Annotated in this window: 15 protein-coding genes; 11 read left to right on the top strand and 4 right to left on the bottom strand. The window is 63.0% G+C overall.

Annotated elements, in window-relative coordinates; genetic code table 11:
- A partial coding sequence (locus VHD36_11490; protein HVU87936.1) for a hypothetical protein occupies positions 1-268 on the top strand: 268 nt, incomplete at its 5' end.
- 324 nt (positions 269-592) lie between these two features.
- Positions 593-2,323 carry a BBP7 family outer membrane beta-barrel protein gene (locus VHD36_11485; protein ID HVU87935.1) on the top strand — a complete coding sequence of 577 codons (1,731 nt, stop codon included), beginning with the start codon at positions 593-595 and terminating at the stop codon, positions 2,321-2,323.
- Positions 2,324-2,357: 34 nt separating this feature from the next.
- Here the strand turns inward: VHD36_11485 and VHD36_11480 are convergent, their stop codons facing one another.
- Both VHD36_11480 and VHD36_11475 read right to left on the bottom strand, forming a co-directional pair.
- A complete protein-coding gene (locus tag VHD36_11480; GenBank protein ID HVU87934.1) occupies positions 2,358-9,077 on the bottom strand; it encodes a peptidylprolyl isomerase in 6,720 nt (2,239 codons plus the stop codon).
- Between the two features lie 665 nt (positions 9,078-9,742).
- Complete coding sequence (locus VHD36_11475; protein HVU87933.1) at positions 9,743-10,240, bottom strand: HEAT repeat domain-containing protein; 498 nt, start codon at positions 10,238-10,240, stop codon at positions 9,743-9,745.
- 275 nt (positions 10,241-10,515) lie between these two features.
- On the opposite strand from VHD36_11475, the gene VHD36_11470 reads away from it, so the two are divergent.
- From VHD36_11470 to VHD36_11460, 3 genes are all read left to right on the top strand, one after another.
- Positions 10,516-10,695: a hypothetical protein gene (locus VHD36_11470; protein ID HVU87932.1), complete on the top strand. Its 180-nt coding sequence runs from the start codon at positions 10,516-10,518 to the stop codon at positions 10,693-10,695.
- A 106-nt stretch (positions 10,696-10,801) separates the two neighbouring features.
- Complete coding sequence (locus VHD36_11465; protein HVU87931.1) at positions 10,802-12,178, top strand: amino acid permease; 1,377 nt, start codon at positions 10,802-10,804, stop codon at positions 12,176-12,178.
- A 244-nt stretch (positions 12,179-12,422) separates the two neighbouring features.
- Positions 12,423-12,710: a co-chaperone GroES gene (locus VHD36_11460; GenBank protein HVU87930.1), complete on the top strand. Its 288-nt coding sequence runs from the start codon at positions 12,423-12,425 to the stop codon at positions 12,708-12,710.
- 15 nt (positions 12,711-12,725) lie between these two features.
- Here VHD36_11460 and VHD36_11455 read toward each other — a convergent pair whose 3' ends face one another.
- Complete coding sequence (locus tag VHD36_11455) at positions 12,726-13,964, bottom strand: FIST N-terminal domain-containing protein (GenBank protein HVU87929.1); 1,239 nt, start codon at positions 13,962-13,964, stop codon at positions 12,726-12,728.
- A 51-nt stretch (positions 13,965-14,015) separates the two neighbouring features.
- Positions 14,016-15,044, bottom strand: a complete 1,029-nt coding sequence (locus VHD36_11450; protein HVU87928.1) for a polysaccharide deacetylase family protein — start codon at positions 15,042-15,044, stop codon at positions 14,016-14,018.
- Between the two features lie 188 nt (positions 15,045-15,232).
- Here VHD36_11450 and VHD36_11445 point away from each other — a divergent pair, with 188 nt between their 5' ends.
- The 6 genes from VHD36_11445 (at position 15,233) to VHD36_11420 (ending at position 21,361) form a co-directional block, all read left to right on the top strand.
- Positions 15,233-16,045, top strand: coding sequence for a ThuA domain-containing protein (locus VHD36_11445; GenBank protein ID HVU87927.1), 813 nt, complete (start codon positions 15,233-15,235; stop codon positions 16,043-16,045).
- Between the two features lie 150 nt (positions 16,046-16,195).
- Entirely contained in the window at positions 16,196-16,555 is a 360-nt protein-coding gene (locus VHD36_11440; protein ID HVU87926.1) for a helix-turn-helix transcriptional regulator, read from the top strand.
- On the top strand, positions 16,533-17,240 hold the full coding sequence (locus VHD36_11435) for a hypothetical protein (GenBank protein HVU87925.1): 708 nt from the start codon (positions 16,533-16,535) through the stop codon (positions 17,238-17,240). Before VHD36_11440 ends, VHD36_11435 begins: the two co-directional genes overlap by 23 nt.
- A gap of 307 nt (positions 17,241-17,547) precedes the next feature.
- Positions 17,548-18,456 (top strand): alpha/beta hydrolase, encoded by a 909-nt coding sequence (locus tag VHD36_11430; GenBank protein HVU87924.1) that lies wholly within the window; start codon positions 17,548-17,550, stop codon positions 18,454-18,456.
- Between the two features lie 301 nt (positions 18,457-18,757).
- Complete coding sequence (locus VHD36_11425; GenBank protein ID HVU87923.1) at positions 18,758-20,056, top strand: PQQ-binding-like beta-propeller repeat protein; 1,299 nt, start codon at positions 18,758-18,760, stop codon at positions 20,054-20,056.
- A gap of 270 nt (positions 20,057-20,326) precedes the next feature.
- The gene (locus VHD36_11420) at positions 20,327-21,361 is read left to right on the top strand and encodes a DUF3500 domain-containing protein (GenBank protein ID HVU87922.1); all 1,035 of its coding nucleotides are present in this window, start codon (positions 20,327-20,329) and stop codon (positions 21,359-21,361) included.
- Positions 21,362-21,376 lie beyond the last annotated feature (15 nt).

The following is a 21,376-nucleotide window of genomic DNA, read 5'->3' as shown; positions in this document are numbered from 1 at the left end:
CTCAACGGGCTGCGACATCGCAGGGATGCGATGGCAAAATATCGACGTAAGTCGTTATTTTGCGAGCCGTGCGAAGCTTTGCTTCGCACTTGGCGAGGTTGAAAAAAGCCACGAGGGCTTTTTTCAACAGGCTGCTAGGGCATCTTCACGTCCCTATCGAAGGTCGCTGACGGTGCAAGCCAGCGCCTTTCGCATGCGGCATTCCGCCAACTTCTTGCCCCTTGTGCCGTCGTGCTGCGCGCCTGCGCCTGCTGTCGCCGGAACTTGAACGCAAACTGGGAGGATTGCGCAGTACGGCGGTAATCCGGCCTTTGGGCAAGCCGCGACTTTGCCGGTCGCGAAGAAATTTCAGGTTGTAGGGCGCAAATGCCGACGATTAAAGGCAAGCCAAGGTATGTGCGCCTTGGCCGTTTGAGGATCGTTTAGCGAAGCGAGCCACGACCGGTGTTGACGGGGCACCACAGTCGAAGGCGTGCATCCTGATCCTGAACGCAACGACTAATACGCTTATGGCCCAGGAGGGGGTCCTGTCCGACGGGACTGGCGCGCACGGCACGTTCCGCGCGCAGGCGCCCACGGCAGGCATTTGACTATGAAGGCGACCCACCGCAGTCTGGCCGCGATACTCCTGGTCGGCGCTCTTTTGCCGACCGACATGATTTCCGCCCAGACCTACGAAGATGTTCCCCCTGCGCGCTCCCGTCGGCAGGTGGTCTACGAGGAAGTTTACGACGAGCAGGAAGCCGAGCCCGTTCGCCGGGCTCCGGCCGCCAGGCGTCCTCCGGTGACGAGGCCGGTTCGCACTTGGGAACCGGTGCAACCGCGTTCGCCGCAAGCGGGCTTTGGCAGCGTGCAACGCGTGGCTTACGGCGAGGGCTTCGGCATGGCGCCGGCTCGACCTGCCGCGGCCGCACAGCGACGCACGCGTGCAACGGTTTCACGTGCCAACTATCAAGTAGAATCATCGCCATTCGATACGCCCGAGCCGCCGCCAAACGAACCGACGCCGGCCGAGCCGCTGTATGAACCGGCGCCGTCGACGCGCAGCGCTCCTCCGCCGCGCAGCGTGCCTGCGCCACGTTCAAGCGCTCCGTCAGCGCCTCGCACACGATCGAGCGCGCCCGCCCCGATCATGGACGAGGGGGGCAATTACATTAGCGAGGACTATGGTTTCGACGGCGGCTTCGACGGCGGCTTCGACGGAGGGTTCGACGGAGGGTTCGACGACTACGGCGCTGATTGCGGTTTTCCTTGCGATGACTGCGGACCGTGCCGTGGTCCGATGTACGTACGCGGCGAGTATTTGTTGTGGTGGCTCACCGGCGATACTTCTCCGCCGCTGGTGACCACGTCCCCAAGTTCGACGGCGCCCGCTCTGGCCGGCGTCATCGGCGCGCCGGGCACGACCGTGTTGTACGGCGGCGACCCAGTGAACAATACGGGGCGTTCCGGAGCGCGCATCACGGCCGGTTGGTGGATCAACCCCACGAAACGTATCGAGGCCGAAGTCTTCGGCCTGGGCGGCCAGACCAGCGGCTTCTTTCAAGACTCGCCCGGCGATCCGATCCTGGCCCGACCGTTCTTTAACCTTCACACCGGTTTGCCCGCCTCGCAGTTGATCGCCTATCCCGGCGAATTCAGTGGGAATATCGACGTCCGCGAGACCAGCAACTTCGTCGGCGCTGGCGTGCAGTTCATGCACGCCCTTGCCTACGGCGGAGGCTCCAACGGCTTCCGTCACCGCTTTGACTTTCTCTATGGATTCCGCTACTTGGGCCTGTACGAGAATCTCACGGTCAATGACACGGCCACGTCGATCGCCGGCACACTTTCCGGTTTCGATGGGTTCAAAACCTCGAACAGCTTCTTTGGCGGCAACATCGGCACCGCCTTCGAGGCCAGTCGCGGACGTTGGACCTGGTTGACGATCGGCCGGTTGGGCCTTGGCGGCACGGCCGAACGGGTGAGCATCACCGGCAATTCCGTCGCCACGGTGGCCGGCGGGACCCCGGTGACCACCTCCGGCGGCTTGCTGGCCATGCCCAGCAATATCGGCACCTACAGCCACAGCGGGTTCACGCTGGTGCCGCAGTTGGAGACGAAGCTGACCTTCGTGCTCACTCCCACGATCCGCTTGATGGTGGGCTACGACATCATGTACTGGACCCGTGTCGCGCGGCCGGGCCAGCAGATCAGCACGTTCGTGAATACGACGCAGGGGAGCGGAGGGACGCTCACCGGAACGCCCGGCCCCCTCTTCGGCTTCCGCGAAACGCAACTGCTGGTGCAGGGACTCAGCACCGGCGTCGAGTTCCGGTTCTGACGCATGGTCAACGTCGCTGATCGAACGCGATTTCCTAGCTCGTGACCGTCAGGCTGGCCGTGGTCGTGTTGCCCAGCGAATCGTTGGCAGTCATCGATACCGTATCGCTGCCGTCGAAGCTGGCGCCCGGCGTGTAGGTCAAACCACCTGTGCCGGCCAGCGTGGCGTTGATCGCCGCCAGCGGAGCCGTGATCGACACGGTGCCCGTGCCGTTTCCGGTCACTTGGCCGGCGGTGATGCCGGCCGTGATGGCGGTGGACAGGCTGATCGTGCCGTTCGTGGCCTGGAATGTCATGGTGACATTCGTGGTGGCGGGCAGTGACGGGTCGGTGAGCGAGTAGCCGGTCAATGCGAGCGAAGTGTTCGATCCCAACGACTGCGTGCCGGTGTCCGGAGTAATGGCAAGCGGGCCGGCGACGGACATCGGCAGCGACGTGGTAACGCTTTGCTGCGTGCCGCTGGCCGTATTGCTCTGGTCGTTTAACGTCATGCCGAAGGTATCGCTGCCGACGTAACCGCTGGTGGGCGTGTACGTGACACCAGCCGTGGCCGCCAGTACGGCATTGATCGCGGCCAGCGGAGCGGTGATCGTGACGTTCGCCGTACCATTGCCGTTGACCTGAGCGCCGGTGACACCTCCGCTCAGGCTCGTCGAGACGTTGATCGTGCCGTGAGCAGCCCCCAACTGCAATTGGACGTTGGCTCCGCTGGTCAGCGCGGTGTCGGCTATGCTGACACCGGAGACATTCAACGTTTGCCCGGTGGCGATCGCCAGCGACGTGCTGGTCGAGGTGATCGCGGGCGCCGCGACGACGTTGATCGAAATGCTGGTCGAACCGGACTGCGGAGTGCCGGTTGCCGTATTGCCCTGATCGCTGACGTTGAGCGACAGGCTGTCGGTGCCGCTGAAGGTGGCGTTGGGCGTGTAGGTCAATCCGCCGGCTGCCGCGAGCGTGGCATTGATCGTCGCCAAGGGACCGATGATCGTCACGGTCGAGGTGCCGGATCCCGTGATCTGCGACGAGGAGAGGCCGCCGGTGACGCTCGGCGATACGGTAATCGTACCGTTAGTGACGGTGGCCGTGACCTGGACGTTGCTGGTGGTCGACAACAGCGAGTTGTCGTTCACTTGCACGCCGGTGACGTTGAGCGTAGCCCCCTGATTCGAGGTAAAGCTGCTGGTGGTGGCGCTGATCGTGGGCGGCGCGACCTTGCCCGAGATGCCCACAGGCGCCGTCGTGGAAATATCCGCGTCCGCGTACGACTTGTCGATGTAGTTGATCAGGGTCTGCAACGGCGTCGGGGCCGAATTCAAGAACATGTCGAGCGTGACGAACTTCGGTGCCAGCCCGTTCTCGCCGAAGTTGTAGCCGGTGCCCGTTCCATTCGCGCCCAGGGTAATGGTCGCGATCACGTCATTGCCTTGCACGGTTCCGCCCAGGCTACCCGCGGTGGCATGTCCGTCGGCCAGGTCGCCCGGGGCGATCTTGGTTAGCGTATACGTGCCGGCCGGCAAGCTGTTGAACTGGAAGGAACCGTTGCTGTCGGTTTTCACGGCCAAGGGACCTACGGCGTTATTCTGCGAGTCGGTGCCTTGCAGAATCAGGATCACGTCGGCCAGGCCCATTTCGCTCGCATCGAAGGCGCTGTTCAGGTTGCTGTCGAGATAAACGAAGCCCGACAGGCTCGAATTGGCGATCGGCAAAATCGTGACCGCGATATTCTTGGTCGTTGAATTCGAGAACGTGTCGCTGCCCGTGAGCACCAAGGTGTCGGGGCCATTGACGCCGTTGGTGGGCGTGTAGGTGACACCCGCCGCGGCGGCGAGGGTGGCATTGATCGCGGCCAAGGGGGCACTGATCGAAACGCTGGCCGTGCCGTTGCCAGTGATCTGCGCGCTCGTGAGGCCGTTCGTGACCGACGTCGACAGGCTGACCACGCCGTGGCTGGCGGTGATCGTCAACGTCACGTTGTTGCTGGTGGGGAGCAATGGATCAGCGAGGGAGAGGCCGGTCACCAGTGCCGAGTTATTCTGATTCGCGGTCAACGTCGACGGCGCGGTGATCGAGACGGGCCCAATGACGTTCAAGGCCGCGGTGGCCGAAGCATTGGTCGATACGCCGTCATTAGCCAGAAGCGTAATCCCATCCGAGCCGCTGAAGCCGCTGATGCCCTGGTACAGCAAGCCGCCGCTCGCGGCGAGCGTGGCGTTGATTGCCGCCAACGGAGCGGTAATGGTCAAGTTGCTTGTGCCATTGCCGGAGATCTGGCCGGCCGTGAGACCGCCCGTCACGTTGGTCAAGAGCGTGATCGTGCCGTGGCCTGCCGACAGGGTTACCGTGAGATTACTAGCCGCTGGGAACGACGGGTCAGTGATGACGAAGCCGCTGATCGGCGTGCTCGCCGAGCTGCCGACGTTGGCAGTGCCCGTGGGTCCGGTCACGTTCAGCGGTCCGACGACGGCAGCCGCGACCGAGGTGGGAGCGTTGCTATTGCTGTTGCCGACCGTGTCGCTGGCGGCAAAGTTGATGGCGTCGGTGCCACTGAAGCCGCTCGCGGCGGTGTAGGTTACTCCGCCCGTGGCCGCTAGAGTTGCATTGATCTGGGCAAGTGAGGCATTGATCGTCACGGTACCGCTGCCGTTACCCGTGATCTGGCCCACGCCGATGCCGTTAGTAACGTTCGTCAGCAAATTGATCGTGCCGTGGGCGGCCGTAATAACCAACTGCACGCCTTGCCCGCTCGGCAACGAGGGATCGCTGACCGAAAGCGAAGTCACGGTCAGCGTGCCGCCGGGCACCACCAACTGCGTCGTCGTCGGCCCGGTGACCGAGATCGGGCCGGCCACGAAGAGCTGCGCCTGCCCCGCCTTGCTGTTGCTGGCCAGGTCATTGACTTGAACATTCAACGCGTCGGCGCCCGAGAAGCCAGACGCGCTTGTGTACATCAGGCCGCCGCTGGCGGCGAGCGTGGCGTTGATTTCGGCAAGTGTCGCAGTGACCGTGACGGTCGCGGTACCGTTGGTCTGGATTTCGCCGTCCGTAACGCCGCCACTCACCGAGTTCAGGAGCGTTAGCGTGCCGTGCTGTGCCGTGAATACCACGGTGACTTTGCTCGCGGCGGGAAGCGAAGGATCGGCGATCGATACACCAGGAATCGACTGCGGAACACCGCCCGGAATATTTTGCTGCGTTGTCGAAGTCGTCACCGTCAAGGGGCCCACGACCGTGAGCGTGGTGTCTTCCGAATTCGATCCATTCTCGGAATCGTTTGCCGAAGCCGACAGCGTGTCGACGCCATTGAAGCTGGCGCCAGGCGTGTAGGTCAAGCCGTGCGCATCGGCCAAGGTCGCATTGATCTGCGCTAAGGTACCCGTGACAGTGACACTATCCGTACCATTTCCGGAAACTTGCGTGGCGCCGTTGGACACGGACGTCGACACGTTCAGTGTGCCACTCTGCACGCTGAAGACAATCGACACGGTATCGGTCGTCGACAGTGCCGGATCGGTGATCGAGACACCACTGATCACGCTCGCCTGACCGGCAGGCAGCAACGGCGCGCTGGGCAGGTTGATTGTCAGGCCGACCGCGAGCGACACGCTCTGGGTCACCTGGGTGAGCGTGGGATCCGAGGCCGTCACGCTGATCGAGTCCGGTCCGTTGAAGCTCGACGAGCTGGGCGTGTAAGTGAATCCGCCACTGGCCGCCAACTGGGCATTCAAGCTCGACAACGGAGCGGTGACCGTGACGGTACCCGTACCATTGTTCTGGATCTCGCCGGCGACTAGACCGCCGGTAATTCCGCTCGGAAAGTTCAGCACGCCATTCGTAGCGTGGAAGATCACGGTGACATCGGCCGACGGATCCAGGCCTGGATCCGCGACGGTAATTGTGGGCACGTTCAGAGTGCCGCCGGCCACCACCGCCTGAATGCCACTCGGTACGGTCACGGTGAGCGGTCCTAGGACGAGGAGCGAGATGGGCTCGTTGTCGCTGTTCGTGGCGTTGTCGTTCGCCTTCAGGGTGATGGTGTCGCCGCCGGCGAAATCGCTATTGGGCGTGTAGGTCAATCCACCTTGTGCGGCCAATGTCGCGTTAATGGCGTCCAAAGTGCCAGTCACGGTGACGTTGCCCGAATTATTGTTCGAGATTTGTCCGGCGGTCAGACCCCCGCTGACCGTCTGGCTCAACTGCAAGACTCCATTCGTCGCCTGCAGAACGAATGTCACGGTGTCCGTCGAAGGAATACCTGTATCGTCAATCGATATGCCGGTGAGGGCCAATGGAGTATTTGCCGGAATGGTCTGCGCCGAGGGCGTGTTAATCGTTAACGGTCCCATGACCGTCAAGGCAACGCTGCCCGTATTGTTGCTGCTTTCCAGACTATCGGTAGCCGAGAGGGTGAGCGTATCGGGCCCCGTGTAATCGACCGTGGACTTGTATTGCACGCCGTTCGTGGCAGCCAGTGTGGCGTTAATCTGGGCCAACGTGCCGGTGAGCGTAACACTCGCCGAGTTGTTGCCGGTTACGTTCGTTACACCACCTGCGACACTGGTCGAGACTTTGAGAGTGCCCTGGCTCGCACCGATCGTTAGGCTGAGCGTGCCGGTTGATGATAGCGCAGAATCATTGACCGACAGTCCGCTGATGCCAAAGAAGCTGCCCGACGGCGCTTCAATGGAAGTTGGCGCGGTGAAGCTTATGCCAACCACGACTGAGAAGTTGTTCGTTGTGGAATTGTCCACCGGGTCGCTGGCCTGCACCTGCACGTTGTCCGTGCCGTTGAAGGAGGCATTGGGCGTGTACGAGATACCGCCGCTGGCCGCGAGCGTGGCGTTAAGGGCGGCCAGCGTGGCTGTGACGGTAACGCTATTCGAACCGTTGCCCTGAATGTCGTCGGTCGTGATGCCCCCTTGGACGCTCGTTGACAGCGTGACGATGCCATTGGTCGGCTGGAACTTGAGCGTGATTAGATCGCCGGCCGGCACGGTGGGATCGGTGATCGACAAGCCTGTAATGCCCACGGCCGTGTTCATCGCCGTGGCAGGCGTCGTCGACGGTAAGTTAATCAGGATGTCGGCCAACACTTGCAGCGGGACCGTGACTTCGTTGGATCCACCGAAGGTGTCGGTGCCCGTGATGTCAATGCCGTCGGCGCCGCCGTAACCGGTGGTGGGCGTGTACACGAGGCCGTTGGTGGCGGCCAGCGTGTTATTAAGCGCGAGCAGCGGAGCCGTGATCGTGACGGTGCCCGAGCCGTTGCCCTGGATCTGGCCGGCCGTCAAACCATTGGTGACATTCGTCGGCAGCGTCAGGGTGCCGTGCTGCACCTTCAAGACCGTGGTGACGTTGGCCGTCGTTGGCAATCCGGGATCGGCAATCGAAACGCCGGTCACCCCGAGCGTGTTGCCGGCTTTCACGTCTTGCGTCGCGCCGGAGGTCTGGACCGTGAGCGGTCCGGTGACGGTGACGGTGAATTCCTGCGCGTCGCTGAGGCCGTTGGAGCTGTCGTCAGCGTGCATCACCAGGGTCGCGGTGCCGGTGAAGCCGGCCTTGGGTGTCAGCGTCACGGTGGCGGTATTGTTCGCACCTGCCGTGACGGTCACCGTGAAGTTCGTCATGGCCGGGTACGGAGCCTGGCTGAAAGGATCTTGGTCACCGACGGCGAACGTCGGCGTGCCCCCCACCGTGTCGTTGGCCGAAACCGTGAATTGGATTGCCTGCCCCGCCTGGGTCGTTTGATTGCTGACGGGATTCAATGTTAGCTGAGCGCCACCTGCACTGGCTGCCACAACGCTGACGTTGAATGACTGTTGCTTCGAACTATTGTCCGACCCGTTGGCTGTGACCGTGACCGTGGCATTACCCGTGAAGCCAGCCGGTTCCGAGATGGCCAAAACCGCGTTTTGCGTGTCGCTTTCGATGATCGACGCGGAGGTGATTTGCACCGGCGTGTTGGCGTAGTCGAGATCTTGTTGCTGTGCCGTCGTGGGTACGTTCAGGATCTTGCTGTAGACGCCACTGGGGTCACTGAGCAACTGGCCGAAAATCGTGTAGCCGTAGTTCAGGAACTGCGGTTCCTGCGCCAGCGGGACATCGGGTCCCATGACGAAGAATTCGGTCGAAGCCGTCTTGAGGCCAGTATTGGGGTCCGTGCTGGCCGCCATCGCCAATAGCCCCGGCGAGTTGAACGCGGCATTGGCGTTGTACTCGTTCGGCAGCGTGGGGCCCGTGACCGTGGGATTCGTGTTCGACGGCGGCAGAATGCCGCCCTGGATCAACTGGAAGTTCGGATCGGTCTCCATCCGGTAAAACGTTGCCGTGTCGAAGGTCCCGTTGTTGACGTCGTCGATGATGCCCTGAACGGTTTGTGGGGCAATGTCTTGGAACAGCACGAAGGTCAAGGTGCCGGTAAAGGCCTGGCCTTGCGCGTCGGTGCCGCTGACGTTCAGCACCAGTTCGGGGTTGCCGGTGAGCACACTGGCAGTAACGGACGAATTGGTGGTCGTGGCCGTGTACGTGATCGTCTGTCCGGCGTCGCTGGCCGTCAGCGGAACATACAGAGTCTTGCCCGACGGAATGTCGTAGCCGGAGTTGGTTTCGGGCCCGGTGATCTGGTTGAAGGTGACGGTCAGCAGTTGCCGGTCTTCGAGCGGCTCGAAGTACAGACTGCGCGTCACGAGCGACAATCGGCGCGTGGAGCTTCGCTTGTTGTTCTTATGACGCTTGCCCCGGAAGCCGAAGAAACCCATGGATGGATGCCTCTCTGTTGCCGTTCGAGGAGCGTTGTCGCGGCCGCGTTTGGCGGACACCGCTCACTCGGAAAAACATCGGGAAATCACCAGGAAGCCGCTGACGCAGATTCCGCCGCTGAAGATCTCTGCCTAAACCGCGCGTCATCTGCGGTAGCGGTCGACCGGGCCGATCGGCCCGGCGCCGTTGCCGAAAGTCTTTTCGGCAAGAACAACATGGCCCGCATCGCGCCCGAACGCAGATGCGGAGGGACGTTGACACTCTCGACTATGGTCCGCCGAAGCTTCATCTCAGTTGCCGTTCGCCGGTGCGGCGTCTGTGGCACACCCGGACCGTCCCAGGGGGACGGCTGGTCGGATGTTCTGTTCTGTTCCGTGTCGAGAGGTGACTTTTATGCTAACCAGACGTGACAGGGGCGTCCATTGTTCGGTCGCAATTCGCTGTTTCGGTCACGTTTCGCAAAAAAGGTGCCGGAGGGGAGCGTGACGCCTACTCCCCGGCCGATGTGCCCATCCCGTATTAGACTTAGAGTCACGGCTGCTCGACCAGTTCCGCCGCCGCCCACCCCGAGAGCTGTTGCGAATCGGCAACAGAAACGATGCATTTTGCGACGAACTGCCGCGGGGCGCTGCCCTGGGCCGGCCAGCCGTCGCAGTACCGCGGATTACTTGGGGATCGCCTTCAGGGCCTCGCGCGCCAGGTTCGCCAGCCGCGGCTGAGCGCTCGCTGCGGCACTCTCCAGGGCTTCTCGCGCGGGCGCCGCCGCCGGGCCGATTTTCCCCAGCGCCCACGCCGCGCGCTCGCGCACCGCGAGTTCCGGGTGATCGGCAAGCGCCTGGGCCAGTGCCGCGACCGCCGGCGCGGCCTCCTCCTGTAAACGCCCCAAGAGGGTGGCCGCCCAATAGGCCACATCAAGCTCCCGTCGCACAAGCAAGCGAGCCAGCGGAACGACAGCGCCCGCTGGTGGCGAACCGAGTGACTCAAGTGCCGCGACAGCCGCCTCGCGGAGCGCTTCTTGCTGCGCGCCGCACGCTTCGACCAATGGCACGGCCGCGGCTTGCGCCTCGTCGGCGAGTTGCGCGAGTCGCTCGGCCGCTCTTTGCTGCGCGGCTGCGTCAGGTGATTCGAGCGCTGCAACGAGGGACGCGATGTCAGCGGCCATGATGAGAACCTCCTCTTTGGTTCTGCGCGTGACTTGCGCCCGTAAACCCGCGGGGAATGCCAGGCCGATCAGTTTTCCAGGCCGCCGCATTTTGTGCCAGCACGACGATGCTTTCAATCGGTTTTCGCGATCTACGCTGCCCAAATGCCATTTCGAGAGCCGATAAGGACCTATGCGCTGCGGGGAATCGGCCCGTTCCCGCGCCGCGCGAAAAGTACCTCGCGCCGCCGGGGGCGGCTGCCTCTTTCAGCCATTCGACGCAGGGAAATCAGCTCATGGTCATTCGCAAAGGACTGCTCCGTACCACGCTGTTGTGGGTCTCGTTGGCGGCGCTGTTCGCTCTGTGCGAACTAACGCTGCCGGAGCCCGGGGATAATGACGATACGCCCGAGCATGCGCTCAATCGGCCCTTGGTGGCGACGCGGGCCGAGGCGCAGGAAGGCATTCGGCGGTAACGGGCCGCCAGGGTTCAAGGGGCCCCACGCGTCGTTCGGGCTGTTACAATGCCGCGCCGCCTGGCACGCCGCCGGGCCGTGCATTTCCTGGCCGCGGTTAGCGCACGTGACCCTCTCGAATCCCAGGCTTGCCGAAACGCCAACCGCAAGGGGAGAGCCCGAGCGCCGGCTGTCGCTTTTCGACGCCACGTCGATGATTGTGGGCATCATCATCGGCTCGGGGCTGTACCAGACCACGCCCATGATCGCGGCCAACATGCCCTCGTTGGTCTGGCTCATAGGGGGCTGGCTGCTAGGCGCGATGTTTTCGCTGGTCGGCTCGCTGTGCTACGCCGAGTTGGCGACGACCTATCCGGCCGACGGCGGCGATTACGTTTACCTGTCGCGCGCCTTCGGTCGCGCCGTCGGCTTCATGTTCGCCTGGGCGCAGCTGTGGGTGATTCGCCCCGGATCGATCGGCGCGATGACCTACGTTTTTGGGCGGTATGCGACGCAACTTGCGCCGCTCGGGAATTATTCGTTCACGATTTACGCCGCCGGCGCGGTGCTCGTGATCAGCGGCATCAACATTCTTGGCGTGCGGGCTGGCAAGTGGACGCAGAATGCGCTCACCGCCGCCAAGCTGCTCGGACTGGCGACCGTTATTGTCGTCGGCTTGACGCGCCATGACCCCGGCGCCCTGCCGGACCCACCGCCGGCCCCGCTGGCCGACTACAAGCTCGGATTGGCGCTGATCCTGATCGTCTTCACGTACGGCGGCTGGAACGACATTGCCTACGCCGCGGCCGAGGTGCGCGATCCGCAGCGGAATATCTTGCGCGCGCTTATGCTCGGGGTGCTGGCCGTCGCGACGGTCTACGTCGGTGTGAATCTGGCCTTCGTACACGCGATGGGTCTTCGTGGCTTTGCCGCGAGTAACGCGATAGCGGCCGACGTCGCTGCCCTGGGCTTGGGAGATTGGGGGCGGCGCGGCATTTCGATTTTGATTTGTATTTCCACGCTGGGCGCGATCAACGGCATGATCTTCACCGGCGCGCGAATCTATTACGCGATGGGACGCGACCACACGCTCTTTGCCGTCGTGGGACGTTGGAGCCAGCGCTTCGGCACGCCTGCCTGGTCGCTGACGATTCAAGCCGCCTGCACGCTGTTGGCCGTCGTCGGATTTGGCATGACCGGTGAGGGGCCCGAGGGAAGCGGCTTCCAGCAACTGATCGATTTCACGACGCCGGTATTCTGGTTTTTCTTGTTGCTGACGGGGGTTTCGCTGCTCCTTTTACGGTTACACGACGGTGCTCGGCCACGCCCGTTTCGCGTTCCCGGCTACCCGCTGGTGCCTTTGGTGTTTTGCGGCGGCGCCGCGGCCATCGTTTTCGCCGGCGTCCAGCATGCGATCGAGGCTCGCTCCTGGGCGGCCGCTTGGGCGGCGGGGCTGATGGCGCCCGGCGTGATTTTGGCCTTCCTGTCCCGTCCCAAGCCGTGAAGTCAGGCGCGGCGAACTGTCGGGCCGCGTTTGGCACCTTCCGGCGGCAAGCTTTACCGCGGCGGCACATGTCGTATAGGCCGCACCACGCTGCACGGAATTCGAACGTAGGTAAGCACAACCGTTCACTTGCAGGGCATTTTTGTGCGTGCGAGAATCGGCTTCTGTCGTCTCGCCCATGGTCGCGTTCGATCATGTGCCCAGCCGCGAGCGATGCGTCATCGTGCCGGAGCTTTTGCCGCCCATGCGAATCATTCCCCTCGGCCCGAATGTCGTGGTGCGACGCGTGGAGGCCGAGGAGAAAACCACCGGCGGTATTGTGTTACCGGAAGGTGCCCGCAAGAAGCCGCGCGAGGGGCGCGTTCTCTCGGTGGGGGACGGGCCGATTCTGAAGGACGGCACGCGCGCCAAGCCCCACGTCAGCGAAGGGGACCGGGTGCTGTTCAATGACTGGGCCGGCACCGAAGTGCAGTTCAATAGCGAAGAACTGCTGATCTTGCACGAGGACGAGATTCTGGCCGTGCTGACCTGAGACCAGGATTCGGCGTCAGCTCTCTTGGGTTTGACTCTCTTGGGCATAGCCGCTGGCGCTTGCCTGCTCAAAGAGCGCGATGCTGGCCGTGAAACCGTGGACGAAGTTCTTTCCCCCCACGGGCCCGATCTCCCCCTGGGCGAAAAAGCCCGCCGTGGGAAGGGCCGGCCATTGCCTGGCGACCGCCTGGGCATCGTGATGCGGCCCAGCGAACAGGCGTGTTCCCCGGCCGTTGCACGTGAACACGAGCGCGCCCGCACACGGCCCGGCGCTCTCGCGCCGCGCGGCCAAGAGCAACTCGTGCAGGTCTTCGTCGGCCGTGGCGGCGTCGCGCACGTGAAACTGCACGGTCCGTCCCACGCGTACATAGTCGCCGATGGCCACGGCGCCCGCCTTCTGATCGATTCCCTGGACGTTGCGCACGAGGAAATCGCCACGGCCGAAATGGTCCTGGTATTCGTTGATCACCTGGCCGACGTGCAGGCCACGCTGCATGAGCTGCTGCTCTTGGGGCGTTGCCTCTTGATAGAGTTCTTGTAACTGGGCAAGCGCCGGCCGGCCTCCCAACTCGAGCAGAACGTTGTCTTGTGCCTTGGTTACGACCAGTGGTCGGCCGATCGGGCGGCATCCTTGGCTGACGACGTTGCGCACGTGAACCGGTCCGTGCATCCAGACGCCTACGGCGCCATCGTCCAGCGCATCCTTGCCGAAGATCAGCCGCGGATCGCCGTCCGAGGTCACGCCGCTGGCCATCCCGCCGAAGACCCGGACGTCGGGCTGGTGGCGGTTCAAATGGCTTAAGAGCACGTCCGTGGGAAAACTGTACGGATCGGCCAACAAGAGCAAGCTCGGACCGGCCGCGAGTTGCTCTCCCAACTGTTCGGGCCAGCCCAACATGGCCACCCCGTCGTCGGTGCGCTCGAATTGCAAGTGCATGGGCACAAGCATCACGCCCGGCAACTGTGCCAACCAAACGACGAGGGCCCGCTCGGCCTCGATCTCGGTAGCGTCGTAAACCAGCGATTCAGCGGCGCAACCGATCAGGCAGTCGGTCTTCAGTTCGCCTTGCAGTACGGGCGCGATCTCAGCGAGCTCTTCGCCCGTAAAACCTGAGGCAAAGACCACGGCCAGGTCGGGCTGACCCGCCAGGCGGCCGAGCGCTTCGCGCGCGGCCGATAGCGCCGCCTCGCGGGCATCGCGGAGCTTCGACAATGCCGTCGCGAATCGTGCTTTGCCACCGGCGGTGGTCGCCATGCGAACGTCATCCTTCCTTAACCGCCAGGCCAGCCAGCGCCCGCGCTAACACTAGCCGCCCGCTTTGGCTGCTGGTTCCTTCTTGTCGAAGCGGCGCATCATCTCTTTCCAGTTGGTGAAGAGGATCCCTTCGCGCTCGAAGAAGGCGTGTACCGCCGGGTCGGCGAACATCTGCGCCTCCCACACGCGCTGCTGCCACGAGCCGGTGATGGCTTTCAGCCCTTCGGTCTGGACCGAGGGGTGGAAAATGATCTCCGTAATGCCGGGATCGAACGAGCGAACCAGCTCGAAGAATTTTTCGCGCTTCTCTTCGTACGTCTTGCCCTCGGGGGCGGCCCAGAAATCGTCGAGCTTCGGCAGCTTGTAATCGCGCAGCAATTGGCTGCCCGCCTCGCTGACCGGGTAACCCTGCTTCTTGAATTTTTCCATCACCTTGGGAGTGGGCTCGACGACCATGGCCGGGATGCGGAACTCTTCGGCCACCTTCAGATATGCGCGCGTGTAGTCGGGCCGGGCGTACAGTGTGCCCATGTGCGTGTCGATGTGGCTGGGCTTGGTGCCACGCGCAATCGCGCGATTGATCTGGGCCCGAATCTCTTCTTCGATCTCGGTCGGCTTGGCCGCCAATACGACCGATTGCACCGAGCGCCACAGGTAGCCTTCGTTGTCGATCAGGCCCGGCACCTTCGAACGCTCGGCCACCGGCCCCCAGCGGTACCATTTCCATTCGCTCGTGAGCGCCAGGTGCAGACCCAGGTCGTAGTCCGGGTTTTCGATGTACCAGTTGGCCATCTCGTTGTACCAAGGGCAGGGGACCATCAGCGCGGCCGACTGGATCTGCCCCGCCTTGAGGTAGTTCTTGGCCGCCTCGTTCGCCTCGTAGCACATGCCGATATCGTCGGCGTGCAGGATCAGCACCTTCTTGCCGGCCGGGAAGCCGAGCTTTTCGCCCCAGGTCTCGGCACGCGCCACGTTCGCGATCGTGAATAAAGCCAGCGCGATCAAGAGGGCTTTCGCCGCGCATCGCGCGTAATAATCGAGGCAAGAGCTGGTGATCGACGGTGAACTGGTGACGCGCATGGCAGGTAAATCCTCAGGCGTGGTGCAGGGCCCGCTCGGAGAGGCCCGGTAGGTCAGGCAAACGGCGATCCGATTCTCGTTCGGCACGCGGGACGCGTCAAGGATCGGCGCGAGGCCGCACTTGGCAATCATGAGCCATTTGACCCTATAATCGCCGGCGGACACGAAACACTGAGGAGCTTTGAGCAATGCTGAGGCGGACGATACTCGTAGTCGTGATTGTTCTGATCGCCGGTCGTATGGCAAACGCGGCCGAAAAAAAGCAGCTGCTCCTCGTTGGACAGAAACGCGACAATCATCCGGTCACGACGCACGAGTTCATGCCGGGCTTGCGTATCTTGGCCGCTACGCTTGAAAAGCGAGACGACGTCGAGGTGCGCGTCGTGCAGGCCGACGGAGCGTGGCCCGAAGGGCCCGAGCTGATTCGCCGCGCCGATGGCCTGGTGCTGTACGTTTCGGAGGGAGCCCGCTGGATCGCCGCCGATCCGCGCCGGCAGGACGCGATCGCGCAACTGGCCGCCCGCGGCGGTGGATTGACGGCGCTGCACTGGGCCATCGGTAGCAAGGATCCGCAATACATCGCCGCGTTCGCGACGCTCTTTGGCGGCTGCCACGGCGGACCAGATCGCAAATACCAGGTGTTGGAAACACGCCTGCAACCCGCCGAACCGCGTCATCCGATGGCGCGCGGGCTCGCGCCTTTGACGATTCATGACGAGTTCTACTATCGCCTCAAGCGCCCGCAGGGCGCCGCGCAGCCGCAGCCGGTGCTGACGGCGACGATCGATGGCGCCGAGGAGATGGTCGCGCTCGCCTTCGAGCGGCCCGACGGCGGCCGCTCGTTCGGCTTCACCGGCTTGCACTTCCACGAGAACTGGAAGCAAGAAGTCTATCGGCGCCTGGTAACGCAGGGCGTGCTGTGGACTTTGAAGATCGATATACCCGCGCAGGGCGTTAACGTCGACGTGCCGCCGAGTCTGTTCGTTCTGCCGACCGAGTAGCCGCGGATTGTCGACATCGATTTGGCTCCGATTCAGGCGGTTGGTTTGCCGGACGTTACACGCTTGCGCTCGCGGCGTTACGCCCTACGACGGCGCCATCGCGAGAAACTCGTCTTGTCATACCTCAAACCTTGAGGTACAAGGCCCGCCATGAATGCGAAAAAGACCAATCCGCCGTTTTTGAACGGCGTGCCCGAGATGCTGATCCTGCAGTTGCTCGACGAGCGGCCGATGTATGGCTACGAGCTGGTGCAAGCGATCCGCGCCGCCAGCGGGAATCGCCTGGAGTTCGGCGAGGGGTGTATTTACCCTATCTTGCACCGCTTGGAAGCGCAAGCGCTGCTTGCCAGTCGACGGCAGGCCGTGGCCGGGCGCGATCGCGTCGTGTATCGCATGACGCCGCGCGGCCGCAAGCAGTTGGCCGCCACGGTGCTCGATTGGCAGCGCGTCGTCGCGGCGGTGAATGGATGCTTGCAGGGAGGTGAACGTGTCCGAGCGAGCCTGGCTTGACGAACTTCGCGCCCAGTTAGCGCGTACGAAACTGCCGGCGGCTTACGCCGCGCGGCTCTTCGAAGAACTGTCCGATCATGTCACCGATTTCATGGAGGATCAGATGAGCACGGATGCTCTTCCGTCCCGCGGGCTGATGGACCGATTGGGTGCGCCGCTCGATGTTGTCGAGTGCGCGCAAAGAGAATTCCGACGCCGCTCGTTCAGCGGGCGGCACCCGATCTTGATTTTCGTTGTTTTGCCTCTGGTCGTGCTGCAACTAGGCTACGCGGCCAGTCTGTTCAGCGTGGTCGGAACAGGAGGAATCCTCAAAAAGCTCGATCCGGCCATGTCGAGCGAGCTTTTGTCCCCGGGCGGCACGGCGCTCATCGAGCTGTTGTGCGGCGGGCTAATGCTCGCCTCGGCGACGCTGACCGCCGCACTCTTTGCCTGGCTGGCGGCGCGGGCCGGCGTGAATCGCAGATGGCCGATCATTACCGGCGCGATCATGGGCTTGCTGGCGGGGCTGACACAGATGAGTGTTTACATCTCCCCAAATCCGGGCCAGAGCCGGCTGTCGCTGGGACTGGGCTTCGGCACCAGCATGGCATTGTTTCAGGTGGCGCGATTTGCGGTGCCGCTGGCCATCGGACTGTGGATTTTCGCGCGACGTATGCACCGCGAGCCGGCGGTGTTGGCATCCTGAGGGCTGCCATCTGGCCGCTGGCAACGACCGGTAACCCGACGCCCGGCGTCTGCGCACCCAACGCGCAGGCGGCCGGGCATTTTATTGCGCGTGCTCATCCGTGATGGAATTTCTTTTCTTCCTTCTAATTGACCGACTCCGCGACCCGGCACACAATAACGACGGTTCGCGTCCGGCTCTTCTGGTCCGCGGCTGATTCCTGACCGTTCGTGGCGGTGTGGCGCGGGATCGGCGATCCAGCCAGAGGTCGACGCGCTTGCGCGCCACGTTCTGGTTACTCTATCGCCCCCTTGCAGAGGATGCTGCCATGCCACGCCGTCTCTCGCTATTGGTTTTTGCGCTCGCGTTGTTCTCCGTCGCCGCGGTCCGCGCGGACGATCGTTACTTCCTGTCCGACGGCGTGAAAATTCATTACACCGTCGAAGGCGAGGGTGAGCCGGTCATTCTCATTCACGGCTTCGCCGCCAGCATTCCCACGCAGTGGGGCGGCTCGGGCGTGATCAAGGACCTGTCTCAGGATTACCAGGTCATTGCCATCGACAATCGCGGCCACGGTCGCAGCGGCAAGCCGCACGAGCCGGAGAAGTACGGCATCCAGATGGTCGAGGACGTCGTCCGCCTGATGGACGAGATGAAAATCGACAAGGCGCACGTCGTCGGCTATTCGATGGGGGGCTTCATCACCAACAAGCTGCTCACCACCCATCCGGATCGTTTGATCACGGCCACGCTCGGCGGCGCCGGCTGGGCGCAGGCCGACGATGAACGATTGGCCTTCCTCAAAACGCTTGCCGAATCACTCGAAGCGGGCAAGGGCATAGGCCCCTTGATCGCCGAGCTGACCCCCGCGGGCCGCCCCAAGCCGACCGAAGAGCAGATGGCCGGCATCAATCAGATGCTGATGCTCACCAACGATCAGAAGGCGCTTGCCGCCGTCATCCGCGGCATGACCGGCCTCTCGGTGCCGGAAGAGCAGCTGAAGGCCAACAAGGTGCCAACCTTGTCGCTGATCGGCGAAATCGATCCGCTCAAGGCGGGCGTCGACGAACTGGAAAAGCGCATGACGAATTTGCGCGTGGTGGTCATCGACGGGGCGGACCATATGACGGCCTTTACCAATCCCACGTTCCGCAAGACGCTGCGTGAATTCATCGACGCCAACGCGCGCGAAGGGGCGAAAAAGCCCGCCGCTGCTGCTGCCGGTGGCGGAAAGTAGGTTTCGCAACCGTCGCGCCGTCTCCGACGAATTCAACATGCTTATTCCGCCATGGGCGTAAAAAGCATGGCGCCATTAGTGGGACCTCGGGTCATGCCATGCTTTTTCGCCGAAGGCGAATAAGCATGCTGGCCGTCGGAAAGGTCATGCGCTTGCCAGGGCACTGCCCGTCAGGTGCTGCGCGCAGTACCTTAGGAAGACCAAGCGCTACCGGTCGGTCATCGACTGGCGTGGCGCAAGCGCGTCTTCCACAGCTCGCGATGCACACAGCTTGCAATAGACACACGGAGGAACCAGCCCGATGCGAAAAATATTCCCGATCTTGGCGGTATGCGCCATTCTCCTTGGTCATACGTGCGCGGCCACGGCCGACGACTGGCCGCAATGGCGCGGACCCAAACGCGACGGCGTATGGCGCGAGAGTGGCATCGTCACCAAGCTGCCGCCGGGAAAGATTGCGCACCGTTGGGCGGCGCCGATCGGGGCCGGATACTGCGGGCCCACCGTGGCCGATGGTCGCGTGTTCGTGATGGATCGCGTCGATATGCCCAAGCAGATCGAGCGGACGCACGCGTTCGACGCCATGACCGGCCGGAAGCTCTGGTCGCACGAGTACGACTGCGAGTACACCGTGCAATATGTCGCCGGGCCGCGTGCCTCGGTCTCGATCGACGAGGGACGCGCTTACGCGCTGGGCACGATGGGCCACCTGCACTGCTACGATGCGGCCGGCGGCAAGGTCTTGTGGGCCAAGGATCTGAATACCGAGTACAAGATTCGCATGCCCATCTGGGGCATCGCCGCGTCGCCGCTAGTCGACAAAGACCTGGTGATCGTGCAAATCGGCGGCGAGGAGAACGCCTGCCTGGTGGCCTTTGACAAGGTGAGCGGCAAGGAACGCTGGCGGGCACTCGGTGACAATGCTTCGTACTCGGCGCCCATTATCATCGAGCAGGCCGGCAAGCGCGTGCTGGTCTGCTGGACCGGTGAGCACGTCGCCGGTCTCGACCCGGCCTCGGGCAAGCAATATTGGGAGCATCCCTTCACGCCGACCCGCATGATCATCAACATCGCCACGCCGATCGTGGAGAAGGACCGTCTATTCGTCAGTTGTTTCTATGACGGCTCATTGATGTTGAAGCTGCTCTCCGATCGGCCGGCCGTGGAACAAATCTGGCGCCGCCTCGGGCCTGACGAAAAACAGACCGATTCGCTGCACTCGATCATCAGCACGTCGTACATGGCGGGCGACTATGTCTACGGCGTCGACAGCTATGGCGAGCTACGCTGCCTGGACGCAAAAACGGGCGATCGTATCTGGGAAAGTCAGCAGGCGGTGCCGCGCGAGCGGTGGGCCACGATCCACATGGTGAAACATGGTGAAGATATCTGGATGTTCAATGATCGGGGCGAGCTGTTGATCACGCGGTTGTCGCCCGAGGGCTTTAAGGAACTGAGCCGAACGAAGTTGCTTGACCCCACCACCGAGCAATTGCGCCGCAAAGACGGCGTCTGCTGGTCGCACCCGGCTTACGCCTACAAGCACGTCTTTGCCCGCAACGACAAGGAACTGGTGTGCGCGGATCTATCGGCCCCGTAGTCGGCTTTTGTTCGCCGAAACAATAGCAAAAGCCTCTCCCCGCGAGGGGTGAGGGGGAACACGTTCACAACCAGTCGCGTGACGCATTAAAAATGCCTGCACAGTTTTGATGATGGTTCCGAATCCCCAATCGCGCGACGCGTTGACCCTCCCCCTGACCCCTCCCTGACAGGGAGGGGAATGGAAGGCAGCCGTTCGTCCGCTTATAAGGGTAGACACTGGCCCACGCACTCCCACCAAAAATCATTTCCACCTTCTGAGGAAGTTCTGATGAAGCGTTCGAAGTATGTGATGGCCGCCGCGCTCGCGGTGCTCGTGATCGGCGGCGGCTGGCTCAAGTATCGCCCGGCGGGTCCCGGCGCCGATATGGTCTTGGCGGCTCAAGGGTTTGTCGAAGTGCTTCCGCCTGAGCAGCGCAAGTTGGCGCTTATGGCATTTGACGATCCGCGCCGCCTCGATTGGCATTTCATTCCCAAGCCCGAGCGTAAGGGGCTGCAGATCAAACAGATGAACGACACCGGCCGCCGCGCGGCGCACAAGCTGCTGGAAAGCGGCTTGAGCCACCTGGGCTACGACAAGGCCAAGACCATCATGGGGCTGGAAGCGATTTTGCGCGAACTGGAAAAATCGCGCACCGACGCGCCGATCCGCGATCCGGAGCGCTACTACTTCACCATCTTTGGCCGGCCTGACGACGATGGCCGCTGGGGATGGAGCGTCGAGGGGCATCACTTGTCGCTGAACTTCGTGGTCGATCATGGCATTGTCGATGCCACCACGCCCACGTTCTTCGGCGCCAATCCGGCCGAAGTCCGCGAAGACTTCGGCGATTTCAAGAAGGGCCTGCGCATCCTCAAGCCGGAAGAGGACACCGGCTTCAAGCTGCTGGCCTCGTTGACGCCCGAGCAGCGCAAGCAGGCGGTCATTGCCGAGAAGGCGCCCAACGATTTGCGTGGCGCGGCTTTGCCGCGGCCGCCCCAGGATTCGTTGGGTGGCGTGGCCGCGGCCGACATGACTCCTGAGCAAATCAAGCTGCTGCGCGACCTGATCAAGGCCTACACCGACAACATGCCAGAAGCGGTCGCCAAGGGGCGCCTGGAGGCGCTGGAAAAGGCCGGCATCGACAAGCTGCAATTCGCCTGGGCCGGCGCCGACAAGCCGGGCATCGGCCACTATTACGTCGTGCAAGGGCCGACCTTCGTCATCGAGTTCGTCAACACGCAACCCGACTCGGCGGGCAATCCGGCGAATCACATCCATTCCCTGTGGCGCGACGCGAAGAACGATTTCGGCCAGAATCATTAAGCAATTGATGGAGGC

It is taken from the genome of Pirellulales bacterium (assembly GCA_035546535.1).
Taxonomy (GTDB): Bacteria; Planctomycetota; Planctomycetia; order Pirellulales; family JACPPG01; genus JACPPG01.
The sequence above is the reverse complement of the archived record's forward strand: the minus strand, read 5'-3'. Positions and strand labels throughout refer to the sequence as shown.